General features: G+C 73.5%; 13 protein-coding genes, 1 tRNA gene and 1 riboswitch. Of the genes, 10 read left to right on the forward strand and 4 right to left on the reverse strand.

The window, feature by feature from the left end:
• Positions 1–92: 92 nt before the first annotated feature.
• Positions 93–1,457 carry an FAD-binding oxidoreductase gene (locus ACFYS8_RS12280; protein WP_387639490.1) on the reverse strand — a complete coding sequence of 455 codons (1,365 nt, stop codon included), beginning with the start codon at positions 1,455–1,457 and terminating at the stop codon, positions 93–95.
• A 105-nt stretch (positions 1,458–1,562) separates the two neighbouring features.
• Here ACFYS8_RS12280 and ACFYS8_RS12285 point away from each other — a divergent pair, with 105 nt between their 5' ends.
• From ACFYS8_RS12285 to ACFYS8_RS12295, 3 genes are all read left to right on the forward strand, one after another.
• Positions 1,563–1,784: a hypothetical protein gene (locus ACFYS8_RS12285; RefSeq protein ID WP_387639492.1), complete on the forward strand. Its 222-nt coding sequence runs from the start codon at positions 1,563–1,565 to the stop codon at positions 1,782–1,784.
• A gap of 81 nt (positions 1,785–1,865) precedes the next feature.
• Complete coding sequence (locus ACFYS8_RS12290; protein WP_387639495.1) at positions 1,866–3,353, forward strand: hypothetical protein; 1,488 nt, start codon at positions 1,866–1,868, stop codon at positions 3,351–3,353.
• A 4-nt stretch (positions 3,354–3,357) separates the two neighbouring features.
• On the forward strand, positions 3,358–3,918 hold the full coding sequence (locus ACFYS8_RS12295) for an NUDIX hydrolase (RefSeq protein WP_387639498.1): 561 nt from the start codon (positions 3,358–3,360) through the stop codon (positions 3,916–3,918).
• Positions 3,919–3,988: 70 nt separating this feature from the next.
• Here the strand turns inward: ACFYS8_RS12295 and ACFYS8_RS12300 are convergent.
• Together ACFYS8_RS12300 and ACFYS8_RS12305 are read right to left on the reverse strand one after the other, a co-directional pair.
• Positions 3,989–4,074, reverse strand: a tRNA-Ser gene (locus ACFYS8_RS12300).
• A 58-nt stretch (positions 4,075–4,132) separates the two neighbouring features.
• Positions 4,133–5,875, reverse strand: coding sequence for a S1C family serine protease (locus ACFYS8_RS12305; protein ID WP_387639501.1), 1,743 nt, complete (start codon positions 5,873–5,875; stop codon positions 4,133–4,135).
• Positions 5,876–6,116: 241 nt separating this feature from the next.
• Positions 6,117–6,268: riboswitch (TPP riboswitch) on the forward strand.
• Here ACFYS8_RS12305 and ACFYS8_RS12310 point away from each other — a divergent pair.
• From ACFYS8_RS12310 to ACFYS8_RS12325, 4 genes are all read left to right on the forward strand, one after another.
• Positions 6,259–7,617: a purine-cytosine permease family protein gene (locus tag ACFYS8_RS12310; protein WP_387639503.1), complete on the forward strand. Its 1,359-nt coding sequence runs from the start codon at positions 6,259–6,261 to the stop codon at positions 7,615–7,617. (Overlaps the previous riboswitch by 10 nt.)
• A 79-nt stretch (positions 7,618–7,696) precedes the next feature.
• On the forward strand, positions 7,697–8,509 hold the full coding sequence (locus tag ACFYS8_RS12315; RefSeq protein ID WP_387639505.1) for a glycerophosphodiester phosphodiesterase: 813 nt from the start codon (positions 7,697–7,699) through the stop codon (positions 8,507–8,509).
• Between the two features lie 238 nt (positions 8,510–8,747).
• Positions 8,748–9,284 (forward strand): ATP-binding protein, encoded by a 537-nt coding sequence (locus ACFYS8_RS12320; RefSeq protein ID WP_387639507.1) that lies wholly within the window; start codon positions 8,748–8,750, stop codon positions 9,282–9,284.
• A 65-nt stretch (positions 9,285–9,349) separates the two neighbouring features.
• Entirely contained in the window at positions 9,350–10,327 is a 978-nt protein-coding gene (locus tag ACFYS8_RS12325) for a DUF5926 family protein (RefSeq protein ID WP_387639509.1), read from the forward strand.
• A 190-nt stretch (positions 10,328–10,517) separates the two neighbouring features.
• Here ACFYS8_RS12325 and ACFYS8_RS12330 read toward each other — a convergent pair whose 3' ends face one another.
• The gene (locus ACFYS8_RS12330) at positions 10,518–11,174 is read right to left on the reverse strand and encodes a bifunctional DNA primase/polymerase (protein ID WP_387639511.1); all 657 of its coding nucleotides are present in this window, start codon (positions 11,172–11,174) and stop codon (positions 10,518–10,520) included.
• A gap of 349 nt (positions 11,175–11,523) precedes the next feature.
• Here ACFYS8_RS12330 and ACFYS8_RS12335 point away from each other — a divergent pair, with 349 nt between their 5' ends.
• The 3 genes from ACFYS8_RS12335 to ACFYS8_RS12345 all read left to right on the forward strand — a co-directional run bounded on the left by ACFYS8_RS12335 (position 11,524) and on the right by ACFYS8_RS12345 (position 15,923).
• Positions 11,524–12,894, forward strand: coding sequence for a PP2C family protein-serine/threonine phosphatase (locus ACFYS8_RS12335; protein ID WP_387639514.1), 1,371 nt, complete (start codon positions 11,524–11,526; stop codon positions 12,892–12,894).
• Positions 12,895–13,020: 126 nt separating this feature from the next.
• A complete protein-coding gene (locus tag ACFYS8_RS12340; RefSeq protein WP_387639516.1) occupies positions 13,021–14,511 on the forward strand; it encodes an aminopeptidase P family protein in 1,491 nt (496 codons plus the stop codon).
• A gap of 395 nt (positions 14,512–14,906) precedes the next feature.
• Positions 14,907–15,923, forward strand: coding sequence for a helix-turn-helix domain-containing protein (locus ACFYS8_RS12345; protein WP_387639519.1), 1,017 nt, complete (start codon positions 14,907–14,909; stop codon positions 15,921–15,923).
• Positions 15,924–15,940 lie beyond the last annotated feature (17 nt).

The raw sequence follows: 15,940 nt of genomic DNA on the forward strand, positions 1-15,940 counted from the left end.
GCGCCCCGGTCACAGCCGAGATGACCGTCAAATGTCGATTTTTATCCGCACGCCAGGGGCAATGGAAATCCGATCCGAATTCAGAACGATCCTCAGATCATCTTTCCCGGGTTGAGCAGACCCAGCGGATCGAAGACCGCCTTGATCTGCCGCTGCAGCTCCAGCCCGACCGACCCCAGCTCTCGGGCCAGCCACTCGCGCTTCAGCAACCCGATGCCGTGCTCGCCCGTCACCGTGCCGCCCAGCTCCAGGCCGAGCGCCATGATCTCGTCGAAGGAGATCCGGGCCCGCTCCACCTGCTCCGGATCCTTGGCGTCGAAGATCACCACCGGGTGGGTGTTGCCGTCGCCCGCGTGCGAGACCACGCCGATGGTCAGCCCGTGCCGCTCGGCGATCTCCGCGACGCCGTTCAGCATCGCGGCCAGCGCGCTGCGCGGCACCGCCACGTCGTCGATCATCGTGGTGCCCATCCGCTCCAGCGCGGGCAGCGCCAGTCGGCGGGCCTGGAGCAGCAGTTCGGACTCCGCCCGGTCCTCGGCCGGCACCACCTCGGTGGCCCCGGCGGCCGTGCACAGCGCGCCGACCGCGGCCAGCAGCTCGCGCTGGTCCGGGCCGTCGAAGGCGACCAGCAGCAGCGCCCTGGTGGACCCCGGCAGCCCCATCTGCGTCATCTCGTTGACCGCCCGGACGGTGGTGGCGTCCATCAGCTCCATCAGCGAGGGCGTGAACCCGGCGGCCATCACGTCGCACACCGCCCGCCCGGCGGCGTCCACCGAGTCGAACTCGGCCGCCAGCACCAGCTGCGGGCCGGGCGCGGGACGCAGCGCGAGCACCGCCTCGACCACCACGCCGAGGGTGCCCTCGGAGCCGACCAGCAGCCTGGTCAGGTCGTAGCCCGCCACGCCCTTGGCCGTGCGCCGGCCGGTCCGCAGCAGTCGGCCGTCGGCCAGCACCACGTCCAGGCCGAGCACGTACTCGCTGGTCACGCCGTACTTCACGCAGCACAGGCCGCCGGCGCCGGTGCCGATGTTGCCGCCGATGGTGCAGGACTCCCAGCTCGACGGGTCCGGCGGGTAGGCCAGCTGCTGGGCCTCGGCGGCCCGGGACAGTTCGGCGTTGACCACGCCGGGCTGCACGATCGCGATCCGGTCGACCGGGTCCAGGTGCAGGATCCGGTTCATCCGGGTCAGCGAGAGCAGGATGCAGCCGTCGACGGCGTTCGCGCCGCCGGACAGGCCGGTGCGCGCGCCCTGCGGCACCACCGGCACCCGCAGTTCGGTGGCGGTGCGCATCACGTGCTGCACCTGCTCGACCGTCTCCGGGAAGACCAGCACGGCCGGCTCGCCCGCCTCGCAGAATCCCGCCATGTCGCGGGCGTACGCGCCCGTGACGTCCGGGTCCACCGCGACGGCGCCGTCCGGCAGTCCCTTGCTCAGCCGCTCGACCAGCTCACTCACGACAACCTCCACTCGTTCCGCCCGCACTCTCCTCCCCCGCCCGGCCCCCCGCAATCGTCACCGGCCACTGTCGGGCTGTCGGTCGGTTCGGGCACCCTGGTACCCATGCGCGCACCCCGTGTCCAGTGCCCCGCCTGCGGCCGTCCGGTCGCCCTCATGCCCACCCGCCGCACCGGCTACGGCATCGTCCACGACCACAAACGCGACCGCCGCTCGCTGGTGCTTTGCGACGGCAGCATGCGCCAACTCCCGTTCAGCGACGCCACCCTGTGGCAGGACGCGCTGCCCGGCCTGCCCGCCCAGGACGGCGAACCCACGCTGTTCTGACGGCCCGTCGCCCCGGGGCTGGCCAGTACCGGACGCCACGAGTAGCGTCCCCGTGCGACGGTTCGTCCTGGGGGGCACGACATGGCGTACGACGACGGCACGCGGTACCAGTACCTGGAGTCGCTCGACTCGACCCGGACGACCTGGCCCGGGCCGGACCGCACGGCCGAGGGGCACGAGGACGAGCTGCACCTGCAGATCTTCACCGAGGTGCTGATGACGCTGGCGCTTGGCCGCGAGGTGGTCGTCCCGCAGTCGTACGCGTTCGACTCGTTCGGGTTCCAGCGGGTCGCGGCCACCGTACTGCGGGCCCGGGACAGCGGCGCGGCGGGCGAACACCCGTTCCGGCTCCACCTGTTCGGGGTGCGCTCGTACGAGGAGGCGGTGGCCGGCATCCTCGCCCAGGCGGGCGATCCGGCCAGTCCGTTCCTGAGCAGCCTGCTGCCCGAACTCAACGACCCCACCGAATACGGCCTCGACCCCGGCGACGTGCGGGAACAGGCCGCCGACTTCGACCGGCTGCTGAACGCCGAATGGCTCGACCCGGAGCGGGCCGACGGGCTGGCGGTGGTCCGCGACGAGTTCCGGCACCTCCCCCGGGTCGCCGCCCGGCCGCCGGCCCGGCTGTACGCGCTCGGCGAGCTGGTGCTCGCCGCCGTCGACGAGACCTCGCCGATGGGCCGGGCGGTGGCGGACCTGCCCGAGCCGTACCGGGAGGTGCACGCCACGGTGGCCACCGCGATCCGCCGGCTCGGCGCCGACCGCCCGCACGCGTTCCACCACCGCAGCCGGCTGCGACTGGCCCGGCCGTGGCCCGGCGACGCCGCCGGACGGACCCCCGAGGAGATCGTCGGCGGGCCGGAGACCCTCGGCCTGCTGGTGGAGTTCGTCGACACCCTCTACAACCTGATCGTGGTGGACTCCATCGGCGTCGCCGACACCACCCTCAGCACCGGCCAGGGCCACGACGACAACCGGCTCGCCGCCCGCGCCACCGCCCAGGAACTCGCCCTCGCCCAGTACCGCCACCGGGCCGGACGAACCCTCCCGGAGACCGACGAGACCTCGGACGGGCCACTGTTCGAGGTGAAGGTCGGCGCTGCGGCAGGCCTCACCGACGAACGGGTACGGGCCCGGATGGCGGCGCTGCGCACCGACGCCGCCGACGCGATCGCCGCCCTGCTGCACGCCCGCGCCGAACGCGGCCGCACCGCCAGATCGCCGTTCTGGCAAGGCATTGAGCGGCTGCGCGCGGCCGAGGACCCGCTCTCCGCGCGCAAGGCGCTGGACGCCCACCTGAGCCGGGTCGCCGCCATCCTCGGCGACCGGACCGGCCTCGTCCCGATCGGCGGGATGGCCGTCGAACTGATCCTCACCGCGGCGGGCACGGTCGGCCCCGCGCTGGCCACCGAGGTGTGGAAACTGCCCGGGCTGGTCGGCTACCCCGCGATGGCGGCCGGCGCCGTCGGCAACGTCCTGTACCGCAAGGGCAAGGAGAATGTGGCACGCCGGCTCTCCACCCGGCGGCTGGCGTGCGCGCTGGGACGAGTCGTCGACGTGAGGAGCTGACGCCATGACAGACACCGAGCACCCGGACGCCATCCGCCGCACCCGCGAAGTCCTCGCGTACCGCAACAGCTTCGTCGACGTCTACGACGACGAGGTCGCCTTCCCGAGCGGGACCGCCGGGCACTACCTGAGGATCCGTCACCGAGACGAGGGCCTCGGCGTGGTGATCATCCCCGTCCACGGCGACCTGATCGGACTGGTCCGCACCTACCGCTACCCGCTCGGCCGCCCCCAGTGGGGCCTGCCCCGCGGCTTCTCGCAGAGCGCCGACCCGCTGGTCACCGCGCGGGCCGAACTGCACGAGGAACTCGGCGTCCCCAACGCCGAGTTCGAGCTCCTCGGCACCATGACCCCCGACTCCGGCCTGCTCGCCAGCACCGTCGCGATCGTCCACGCCACCGTCCGCGACACCCCCTCCGGCACCCCGCTGCTGCCCGACGAAGTCACCGAAACCCGCTGGCTCCCCCTCCCCGACCTCCGTCACTGGATCACCACCGGCCACCTCGACGACGGCATGACCCTCGCCGCCCTCACCCTCGCCCAGGCCCACCGCCGCCTCCCCTGACGGCCCCTCACCCCGCGGACGCCGAACGGCCCCCGACCGGAAACTGCAGGTCGGGGGCCGTTCTCAGGCGCGGAGGGTGTGGGATTTGAACCCACGGTGACCAGAGGCCACGACAGTTTTCAAGACTGTTCCCTTAGGCCGCTCGGGCAACCCTCCTCGGTGGAGGCCAGCCTAACGGGTCGGGGCGGGTTCGGTGCACTCCGTTGTGGAGGGGTCAGTTGTCGCCCTTGCGTTCGCCGAGGGTGACGGTGGTCTTGGCGGCCTTGCCGTCGCGGGTGTACTCGACCTCGACCTTCTCGCCGGGCTTGTGCGTCCAGATCTCGCTGACCAGGGTCGGGCCGCTGTCGATGGAGATGCCGCCGAGCTTGGTGATGACGTCGCCGGCCTTCAGGCCGGCCTGGTCGGCGGGGCCGCCGGGGGTGACGGCGGGGGTGTCGCGGACGGGGGCGGTGGCGATCTGGGCGCCGTCGCCGCGGTAGTCGTCGTTGCGCAGGACGCCGAGGATCGCGTAGACGGGGGTGCCGTCCTTGATCAGGGTCTGGGCGACCCACTTGGCCTGGTTGATCGGGATGGCGAAGCCGAGGCCGATGGAGCCGGCCCGGCCGGAGCCGCTGGTGTTCGACTGGATCGCCGAGTTGATGCCGATGACCGAGCCGGAGCCGTCGAGCAGCGGGCCGCCGGAGTTGCCGGGGTTGATCGACGCGTCGGTCTGCAGGGCGTTCATGTACGAGGAGTTGGCGCCGGTCTCGTCGCCGGAGGCGACCGGGCGGTCCTTGGCGGAGATGATGCCGGTGGTGACGGTGCCTTCGAGGCCGTAGGGCGCGCCGATGGCGATGGTGGAGTCACCGATGGCGACCTTGTCGGAGTCGCCGAGCGGCAGCGGGACGAGCTTGTCCTTGGGCGGGTTGTCGAGGCGGATCACCGCGACGTCGTAGCCCTCGGCGCGGCCGACCACGGACGCGGTGTACGACGACCCGTCGGAGAACTTGACGGAGAGCTTGCCGCCCTTGGCGGCGGGCGCGACCACGTGGTTGTTGGTCAGGATGTGGCCCTCGGTGTCGAAGACGAACCCGGTGCCGGTGCCGGACTCGCTGGAGTTCGAGGCCTTGATGGTGACGGTGGACGGCAGCGCCTTGGCGGCGATCCCGGCGACGGACTCGGGGGCCCGGTCCAGGGTCTGGTGGGCGTTGCCGACGCTGACGGTGGTGCTGGTGTGCTTGGTGCCGCTGTCGCCGTTCCCGCCGGAGACGCTCGCGCCGATCGCACCACCGGCCAGGCCGGCCACCAGGGCGACCGCCGCGACCAGCGCGACCAGGCCGCCGCGCTTGCTCTTGCCGGAGCCGCCGCCCGGGGCGGGCTGCGGGCCACCCCACGGCGCACCCGGCTCGCCCGGCCCGCCGACGCCGCCCGGACCGCCGGCCGGGTGGCCCCAGCCGCCCACCGGGTGACCGGCGCCGAACGGGTGCTGCCCTTCGCCGGGGACGCCGGGGACGCCCGGGGTGCCCTGCGGGTCGTGGGCGACCGCGGTCGGCGCGAACGGGTTGGCCGCCACGGGCTGGGCGTCCGGGGCCGACGCGTAGGGGTTGGCCGGCGTCTCCTGGGCGTGCGGCGGCACGGCCGGGGTGACGGTGGTCGGCGTGTAGGGGCTGGGCGGCTCGCTGACGCTGCCGTACGGGTTCTGGAACGGCGGCGGCGCGTCCACCGGAGCCGGAGCCGGAGCCGGGGCCACCGGCGGGGCCGCCGGCGCGGCGGGGACCTTCCCGAGCTGCATGGTCTGGTCGGACACCGGCGCGGCGGGCGCGGGCGCCGCCGGGGCCGCCGGCAGCACCGGCGGCGGGGCGTCGAGGTAGGAGGGAGCGGGCGCGGGCGTTCCGGCGGTGGCGGCGGCCGCCTCGGTGCCGGTGGCCTCGGGGGCCTTCTCCGGCGGGGTGGTACCACTCGCGTGCTCGGTGCTCACGGACGACCTCCATCGCTGACAGAACCTTGGGCTGCGGTCCGTCGCTCGGTCGGCGCGGCCACAGCCTCGGGGCACAGTTTTTCCTATGCCGGATTCGGACACCGTAAGCGGGCCCCTGAAGAAATCATGAGAAGCCTTAGGCCTCGCTGACATGGACATCAGTGGTCCCGCGATGCGGACGCCGTTCCCCCCGGCCTTGGCGTTCTCCCACCCGGAGGCTAGCCTGTCGCTCCTGTAAACCGAAGAACGTCGCGGGAGCTTGGACCAGCCAGGCTGAGAGTGCGCCGGATCGACCGTAGGGCATGGCGGTGTCGCCACCCCGGTCGAGGGGGCGCTGACCGCCGGAACCTGTCCGGGTAATGCCGGCGTAGGGAGTATCGGCCATGACGGCTGTTCCGTCTGCCCCAATTTCCGATCTTGAGACGGCCGCGCGGGCCGAGGCCCCGCTGACCCTCGACACGGCGCCGCCGCGGACGCTGGATTTCCGGGCGCTGTTCGCGCTGTGGGCGAACCTCGGGGTGAGCCTGATCGGGTTCACCAGCGCCGCGACGGTGCTGGGCAAGCAGGGCCACGAGCTGGGCTTCACCGCGGCCGTGACGGCGATCGTGGCGGGTACCGCGATCGGCACCGCGATGCTCGCGGTGGCGGCGCTGGTGGGCGCCCGCACGGGCGCGCCGGCCATGGCGGTGCTGCGCGGCCTGTTCGGCACCCGGCTGTCGTACGTGCCGACGGTGCTGAACATCCTGCAGTGCGTCGGCTGGGGCGTGTACGAGCTGACGGTGATCGCCTGGGGCGCCCAGACGGTGGCCGGCACCGAGGGCTGGCGCTGGCTGTTCGTGCTGCTGGCGGGCGTGCTGACGACGGTGCTGACGATCTGGCCGCTGGGCGCGATCGCGGTGCTGCGCAAGTACGTGGCCGTCGCGGTCGGTGTGGCGATGGTGTACTTCACGGTGCAGTTCGCCCGGCTGGGCTTCCCGGACCCGGGTGCGGGCAACTGGGACGGCTTCCTGTCGGCGACGGACGCGGTGATCGCGGTGTCGATCTCGTTCGTCCCGCTGGCCGCCGACTACACCCGGCACGCGCGCACCTCGGCGAGCGCGTTCTGGGGGACGTTCTCCGGCTACACGGTGGCCCAGGTGTGGTGCTACGTGCTGGGCGTGGTGGCGCTGCTGCAGTCCGGCGGCGACCCGGAGAAGATCCTCGGCTCGTTCACCGGCGTGGCCGCGGGCTGGGCGTTCCTGCTGGTGCTGGTGCTGCGCGAGTCGGACCAGTCGTTCGCGAACGTGTACTCGACGGCGATGTCGATCCACAACCTGTGGCCGAAGGTGGACCGGCGGGTGCTGACCGGCGGCATCGGCGTGCTGGTGACGGTACTGGCGCTGCGCATCAAGGAGTTCACCGACTCGTACTACGCGTTCCTCGGCCTGATCGGGTCGGTGTTCGTGCCGCTGTTCGCGGTGCTGGCGGTGGACTACTTCCTCGGGGCCGGCCGGCGCGGCTGGAACCTGACCCAGGACGCCCCGGCGCGCTGGGTGATGCTGGCGCCGTGGGCGCTGGGCTTCGCGGTGTACCAGTTCCTGGCGCCGACCGCGGTGGCCGGCTGGTGGACGGACCTGTGGACGCAGGCGCAGGAGGCCGTGCACTTCACCCCGCAGGCGTGGAGCTCGGCCTCGCTGTTCTCGTTCCTGGTGGCGGCGCTGGCGACCGGCGCGGTGGCGGCCGTGGAGCGCCGCAAGGGCTGACGCCGCATCAAGGGCTGTTCACCGCGGTGTTGCCGGATCGGAAGCCACCCGTCATCCGGTGCCGCGTAGGCTGGTTGACGTGAACACCCAGCACAGCGCCTCGGCCCCGCTCCCCGCTCCGATCGACCGCTCCGCGGTCAAGGTGATCGCCCACCGAGGGTCCTCCGCGGCCCTTCCGGAGCACACCGAGGAGGCATACAAGCGGGCGCTGGAGGAGGGCGCGGACGGGCTGGAGTGCGACGTCCGGGTCACCGCCGACGGGCAGTTGGTGTGCGTGCACGACCGCAACGTCCGCCGCACCTCGGACGGGCAGGGCGTGGTGTCGACCATGACGCTGGCCCAGCTGTCCGCGCTGGACTTCGGCTCGTGGAAGCACCCGGAGCAGCCGCAGCGCAGCTCCGTGCTGACCCTGGAGCGGCTGCTGGAGCTGGTCGCGGACACCGGGCGGCGGGTGGAGCTGGCCATCGAGACCAAGCACCCGGTGCGGTACGCGGGCCGGGTGGAGTCCGAACTGCTGCGGATGCTCGGCCGGTTCGGGCTGCTGCCGGCCGCGCCGGAGGAGTCCACGGTGCGGGTGATGAGCTTCTCCGAGCTGGCCCTGCACCGGGTCCGCCGGAACGCCCCGGCGGTGCCCCGGGTGTACCTGTGGGAGCGCCCGGTGCCGCTGCTGGGCCGCACCAAGGCGCTGCCGGGCGGCGCGTCGATCGCCGGCCCGGGCATCTCGCTGGTGCGCCGCGACCCGGACCTGATCCGGGCGCTGCGCCGGGCCGGCCACCGGGTGCACGTGTGGACGGTGGACCGCCCCGAGGACGTCGAACTCTGCCTGGAACTGGGCGTGGAGGCGCTGATCACCAATCGACCGGCGGACGTACTGGCCCAGTTGGGCCGCTGACCGCGCAACCGGCGGGTGGCACCCTCGCCCCATAGGCGTGACAGAAATACCGAACGGGGTATTTCCTGTTGGCCATTCGGACAAGCCCCCCGGTGAGACCGAAGGTGAGACGCTCCTCACCTTTTGGCCGCCCGTCGTGCGGATCTCGTTAATGCCGCGATCGGATCGTCGAACTCCCGTTTCCGATGCATTAACGGCGGGCATCCATCCCTCGGCAGAAGCTGAAGGAGGTCCGGGGGTGGCGTTGATGGTGGCGCGAGCTTTGCCAGTTCAGGCCGGGTCGACCTCATCGGCCATGGCCGTTCCGCACGGTCCGGCCAGTGTTTCGACCGCGCGGCGGAGGCTGCGCAACGATCTCGGTGATCGCTCGATACCGGACGGGGTGATTGACGACGCGGTGTTGATCCTCTCCGAACTGCTCAGCAATTCCTGTCGTCATGCCAGACCGCTGCCGGCCGATGATCCCGACGAGGCGGACAGATCGTCCGAGTGGCATCCGCACGGCGATGACGACGCGGAGATCGGTACGGTGCTGTGGAGTTGGCGGATGCGCGGGGACGGTCTGCTGACCCTCGAGGTGACGGACGGTGGGGCGACCACCCGGCCGGTGCCGGCCAGCCCGTCGGTGTCGGCGCACGGCGGCCGGGGGCTGAGCATCGTCGGCAAGCTGGCCCGGGACTGGGGGGTGCGGCACGCCCCCGGTCAGGTGACGGTGTGGGCGGAGCTGCCGGTGTTCGAGCAGGTGGTGGGCGGCGGGGAGCGGCGCAGCGCCTGAATCCCGGGCCGCGGGCGAAGTAGGCTGCGCGGTGCAAAGTCCGACGTCCCCGGGAGAGCCGCACCATGGCCAAGAAGGCCGCGAAGAAGCAGCCCAGCCAGTCCACCGTCGTCGAGGGCGAGATCCCGGTCGTCGGAGCGCGCGAGGCGTGCCCGTGCGGCTCGGGCCGCCGGTACAAGGCCTGCCACGGCCGCGAGGCGGCGCACGCGGTGCAGGAGTTGGTGCACCGGCCGTTCGAGGGCCTGCCGGGCGAGGCGGACTGGGTGGCGCTGCGCGAGCTGGTGCCGGCCGCCACCGTGCCGCTGACGCTGGCCGCCGGGGTGGCCGAGGAGGCCGTCGGCACCGTCCCGTCGGTGACGCTGGCGACGGTGCTGCCGCTGGCCTGGCCGGCGCTGCGCCGGGCGGACGGCTCGATCCTGCTGGGCCTGCAGACCCAGTCGTCCTCGGGCGACCTGAGCCGTGACCTGGCGGACGCGCTGGAGCTGGCGCTGGCGACCGAGCCGGGCACCCCGGTGCCGGCCCGCCGGACCAACCCGGGCGGCCGCCGCCTGCAGGAACTGCTCGACACCACGGCCGATTTCGTGCCCACCGTGTTCACCGGGTTCGAATTCTGGCTGGAGGACGCCGAGTCGGCGACCGGCGAGGTGGCGGCGTCGCTGGAGCGGGCGAACGCCTCGGCGATCCCGACCGAGAAGCTGGCCGGCGTGGACTCCGCGTACTGGTGCGGCACCCCGGACAAGAACCACCTGCGCTGGGTGATGACCGTGCCGGAGGAGCAGCTGCTGGACGCGCTGGCCCGGCTGACGGCGGCCGGCGAGAGCTCGCTGGGCGAGAACACCAAGCTGGTCGGCTCGTTCCGGGCGCACGGCCTGACCGTGCCGGTGTGGGACCTGCCGGTGGACATGACCGCCGCCGAGGTGGAGAAGCCCGCCGTCGAGTTCGCCGCGAAGCTGGCCGAGGTGCTGGCCGCGCCCGCACCGCTGACCGCCGAGGAGCGCCGCGCCCGCGCCAACCTGGTGAACCGTCAGATCACCCTCAACTAGCAGGGCAGTGACCGGCGTCACATTTCCGCCAGACGGCCGAAAATCCCAAGGTCCTTTCGGCGTGGACAAATTGGCGCGGAGCCGGATCTTTGTTACTGTTTGAACAGTCCGACCGCTGGTGCATCCCCCGTCGCCAGCGGTCGGGCCTTTTTTGTCTCCGGGCTTACCCCGCAACGGACCTGACGGAAGGTCAGCAGTACGGCAGGGCGACCGCGCTCGCGGTGATCAACCCGCCCAGCAGGGTGCCGACCTCGGGCAGCCAGGGCCGGCCGTGACCGGGGCGGCGCACCCAGTGCACCGGGCCCGCGCCCGTCCGCGAAGGCGGCAGCACCAGGTAGCCGCCCGGCCCGTGGTAGCGCAACGTACCCGGCACCCACGGCCGTTCGGACAGCAGCGCGCCCAGCTCCGGCAGCGTGTACGGCGCGGTCAGCAGCACGAACCGGCCCGGCGCGCCGAGCACCGGGCCGAACGGGACGCCGGTCTCGTCCAGGTGCCGCAGCAGCCACGGCCCGGCCGCGCGGGGCAGGCTCACCGCGCACAGCGACCGGCCGGTGGCCGCCAGCACCGGCGCGCCCGGCGCGCGCCGCTCCCACCAGTGCCGGACCATCCGCGGATCGGTGGTGGCCGCCTCCAGCGGCGGGTCGCACGGGTGCGCGCCGGGCGCCGGACAGAGCCGGTCCGGGCACGAGCAGGCCGGTCCGCGCAGCGCCCGCGCCCCCGGCACCACCGGCCAGCCGCAGCCGGCGGCGGCCTGCAGCGCGGCGGCCAGCGCCAGCGTCCGGCCTCGGCGGCCCGGCCACCACTGGCCGACCCGCTCGGTCAGCGGCTCTTGGCTGTGTCGGCGCATGGCGGCTCGTTCCTCTCCGCGTCGGTCGGCCTGGGCCGGGGGTGCGGGCGGGTGCGGGCGCGCTCATGCCCACGCCGCTCCGCTGGAACGAGAATCCCCCATACGTCCGGATGGACGCGGCTCCGCCGACGCCGGTTCCACCGTACGAGTGAGTGCCCGGCGCCCCGGGTGGCACCTGCGGGGCCTCGCCGTACGATCCCTGGCACGTTCGGCCCGTCGCAGTCCTGGACATGCCCCGATCGGCCTGTGTACAAGTGGGGGAATCGTGCCGAGTAGTGAGTAAAGACATCGTTTTCGGTCGGTCTCGGGGCTCCTGCGTGACACGTTCCGGATTGTGGGGAGTTGCGACATGACCGACGTCCAGCCGCTGGCGGCCGAGGCCCTGAGGTCCGAGCCGGTGCTGCTGCCGGAACTCGGCGAGGTGCCCTCGGCGGATCTGCAGGACCGTTTGGCCGGATGGCTGTCCGATTTCACCAGCCTCCAGGAGCACTTGGAGCTGCTGGCCCGGGCCGACGGGCTGCCCGGCACCCTCGACGCGCTGCTGGACTCCGGCGCGGCACTGCTCGGCGCCCGCCGCGGCCTGGTGGTCACCCTGCGGCCCGGGCCGGCCCGCACCCTGGCCCGGCCGGTCGGCCTCGGCCTGGACCCGGCGACGCTCGGCCAGCTGGAGACCATCCCCGCCGAGCACGGCCCGTTCGCCGACCTGCTCAGCCTCCCCGGCGCCACCGGCCGGCTGCTGATCTCCGACCTGGCCACCGACCCGACGGTCGGCCCCCGGTTCCGCGAGATCGCCGCCCGACTCGGCCTCGGCGCCTGCTACGCGCTGCCGCTGGCCACCGCACGCGAGGGCGCGCTCGGCGCCGCCGTCTGGTTCTACGACGAACCGGGCCGCCCCGACGAACGCCGCGAGCACCTGGTGCGCCGCTACTGCGAGTTCGCCTCCCCGCTGCTGGCCCGCCAACTGGAGGCCGACCGGGCGGTGCGCGCCACCGCCGCGCTGCGCCGCTCGCTGCTCCCCGACCACCTGCCCGCCCGGCCCGGCCTGCGGATCGCCGCCCGCTGCGTGCCCGCCGCGCTGGAGCACGCCGCGGGCAGCGACTGGTACGACGCGGTCCCGCTGCCGGACGACACCCTGGCGCTGACCGTCGGCAGCGTGCTCGGCGGCGGCCCCAGCGCCGGACCGGGCGCGGGCGTCGGCGCCGCCGCCGCGATGGGCCGGGTGCGGGCCGCGCTGCGCGCCTACGCGGTGCTGGAGGGCGAGGACCCGGTGTCGGTGCTCGGCGACCTCGAGCTGCTGCTGAAGACCACCGAGCCGACCCGTTCGGCGACCGCCGTGTACGCCAACGTCGACCCCGCCGAGCGCCGGATCGCGCTGGCCGGGGCGGCGAACTGCCCGCCGGTGCTGCTCACCCGGTACGGGGCGAACTTCGTCGAGACCTCGCTGTCCGCGCCGCTCGGCATGCTCAGCTGCTGGGAGGCGCCCGGGGTGGAGCTCACCGCGGAACGCGGCGACGTGCTGGTGCTGTACACCGAGGGCCTGGCCCGCCGGTTCGGGTCCAACCTGCACGCCGGGCAGAGCGCGCTGCGCCGGGCCGCCGCGGACGCCCCCCGCGACATCCGGCTGGACCCGGAGCGGCTCTGCGACCACCTGCTGGCCGAGGCCGGCGGCGAGGACCCGGGCGAGGACGACCTGGTGCTGCTGGCGGCCCGCTTCGAGTAGCACGAGCCGCCTCCCGAACAGCCTTTCTTCACTCGAACGGCCCTACGTACCATGGGGGCGACGTCCGCCCTCGCGCCCCGCGACCCGGGGAGTGCGGGGCGGTACCACGCGCAAGGAGGCGACGTAGTGACCGAGGACCGCAGCCCGGCGGAGTCCGAGAACCCCGAAGGGACCGCCGAGGGCGAGGAGGACGAGCCGATCAAGAGCCGCAAGAACGGCCTGTACGACGGCGTCTCCGACGAACTCGCCGCGTCCATGCGTTCCGGCTGGGCCGACACCGAACTGCACGGCCTGCAGCCGGTCGCCCAGGCCTCGTACGCGGCCGAGCGCCGCGCCAAGCTGTCCGCCGCCTTCCCGGGCGAGCGGCTGGTCGTTCCGGCCGGCAACCTGCGCACCCGCGCCAACGACACCGAGTACGCGTTCCGCGCCGCCAGCGAGTACGTGCACCTGACCGGCAACCAGACCGAGGACGCGGTCCTGGTCGGCGAGCCCGTCGAGGGCGGCCACGAGTTCACGCTGTACCTGCTGCCGCGCTCCGACCGGGAGAACGGCGAGTTCTGGCTCAGCGGCCAGGGCGAACTGTGGGTCGGCCGCCGCAACTCGCACGCCGAGGCCGAGCAGCTGTACGGCCTGCCCGTGCGGGACGTCCGCAAGGCCGCCGAGGAGCTGGCCGCGGCCACCGTCCCGACCCGCATGGTGCGCGGCTACGACGCCGCCCTGGAGACCGCCCTCGCCGAGCAGCTCGACGCCGAGAAGGACGACGAGCTGACGGTGTTCCTGTCCGAGCTGCGCCTGGTCAAGGACGAGTGGGAGATCGGCGAGCTGCGGGCCGCCTGCACCTCGACCGTCAACGGCTTCACCGACGTGGTGCGCGAGCTCGGCCAGGCCGTCGCCACCTCCGAGCGCTGGATCGAGGGCACCTTCTGGCGCCGCGCCCGGGTCGAGGGCAACGACGTCGGCTACGGCACCATCGCCGCGGCCGGCCCGCACGCCACCACCCTGCACTGGGTGCGCAACGACGGTGACGTCCGCCCCGGCGAGCTGCTGCTGCTCGACGCCGGCGTGGAGACCAGCACGCTGTACACCGCCGACGTCACCCGCACGCTGCCGATCGACGGCCGGTTCAACCCGCTGCAGCGCAAGATCTACGACGCGGTGTACGACGCCCAGGAGGCCGGCATCGCCGCCGTCCGCCCCGGCGGAACCTTCCGCGACTTCCACGACGCCGCGCAGCGGGTGCTCGCCGAGCGCCTGCTGGAGTGGGGCCTGATCGACGCCTCGGTGTACGACGTGGAGAAGGTGCTGGAGCTCGGCCTGCAGCGCCGCTGGACCCTGCACGGCACCGGCCACATGCTCGGCCTGGACGTCCACGACTGCGCGCACGCCCGCCGCGAGAGCTACGTGGACGCGGTGCTGGAGCCCGGCATGGTGCTGACCGTCGAGCCCGGCCTGTACTTCCAGACCGACGACCTGACCGTCCCCGAGGAGTACCGCGGCATCGGTGTCCGGATCGAGGACGATATCCTGGTCACCGCCGACGGCAACGAGAACCTGTCGGTGGGCCTGCCCCGGCAGGCCGACGAGGTGGAGGCCTGGATGGCCTCGCTGAACGGCTGATCCCGTTGACCAGCTGATCATGCATCGCCCCGAAGCCCCCGTCCGGTCCGCCGGCGGGGGCTTCGGTGCGCTCAGTGCCGTCGGCCCCACCCGGAGCGGACGGCGGCGATCACGACAATCTTCTCGAAACGGGCACGGCCGGGCGTGAACATGGCTGCTCTCCGGAGTAGGGGTGTGGTGAGGTCCGCGAAGGGCGCTGCCGCTGCCCGCGCGTGCTGTCGACCCCATCCTCCCGGGCGGCCGCCGCTCAGTTCCAAAGGTTTTCCGCCACCGTCCGGTCAGCCTGCGGCACCGCCCGGACGCACCCGGTCCGCCCCGGCCCGGCGCGCGGCACGGCGGCGGCACGGGCCGCTACACTCGCCGCGTCCCGCCAACGGCCGCACCTGGAGCACCACATGGCCGAGCCCGTGCCCGTCACCATCGGAAAGCGCCCGGCGCCCGTGCACACCGTCGCCGTGTACGCCTTCGCGGGCATGGCCCCGTTCGAACTCGGCGTGGTGGTCGAGGTGTTCGCCCTCGCCCGCCCCGAACTCGCCGGGCTGCTGGCCGCCCCCTGGTACGACGTCCGGGTGTGCGCGGAGCGGCCCGGACACCCGCTGGAAGCGGTCGGCGGCTTCACCCTGACCCCCCGGCACGGCCTGGAGGAACTCGCCGCCGCCGACACCGCCGTGGTGGTCGGGGTGCCCGACCCGTACGGCCAGGTACCGCCCGCCGTGGTCGCCGCGCTGCGCACCGCGCACGCCCGCGGCGCCCGGGTGGTGTCGATCTGCTCCGGCGCCTTCGCGCTGGCCGCCGCCGGACTGCTCGACGGCCTGCCCGCCACCACCCACTGGCGGTGGGCCGACGAACTGCGCCGCCGCCACCCGGACGTCCGGGTCGACCCGGACGTGCTGTACGTGGACAACGGCCAGGTGCTGACCAGTGCGGGCAGCGCCGCCGGCATCGACCTGTGCCTGCACCTGGTCCGGCAGGACCACGGCGCCAAGGTCGCCAACACCGTCGCCCGCCGCTTCGTCGCCGCGCCGCACCGGGACGGCGGGCAGGCCCAGTACGTCGAAGCCGCGGTGCGGCCGGTGGACGAGCCCGAGGACGGGGTGGCCCGGTCGATGCGCTGGGCGCTGGACCAGCTCGCCCGGCCGCTGACCGTACCGCTGCTGGCCCGGGCGGCCGGCATGTCCGACCGCTCGTACCTGCGGCACTTCACCGCCCGCAACGGGGTCAGCCCGATGCGGTGGGTGGCGATCCAGCGGATCGCGGCCAGCCTGCCGCTGCTGGAATCGCCGGAAGGCAGCGTCGAGGAGATCGCCGCGGCGGTGGGCTTCGAGTCGGCGGCGACCTTCCGCCACCACTTCGGCCGCACCATGCGCACCTCGCCCACCGCCTACCGGCGCACCTTCGGCCGGGCCGCGTGACGCCGGCCCGGCCGGCG

Origin of the sequence: Kitasatospora sp. NPDC004615 (genome assembly GCF_042873545.1) — a bacterium.
In the GTDB taxonomy this organism is placed as follows: Bacteria; Actinomycetota; Actinomycetes; order Streptomycetales; family Streptomycetaceae; genus Kitasatospora.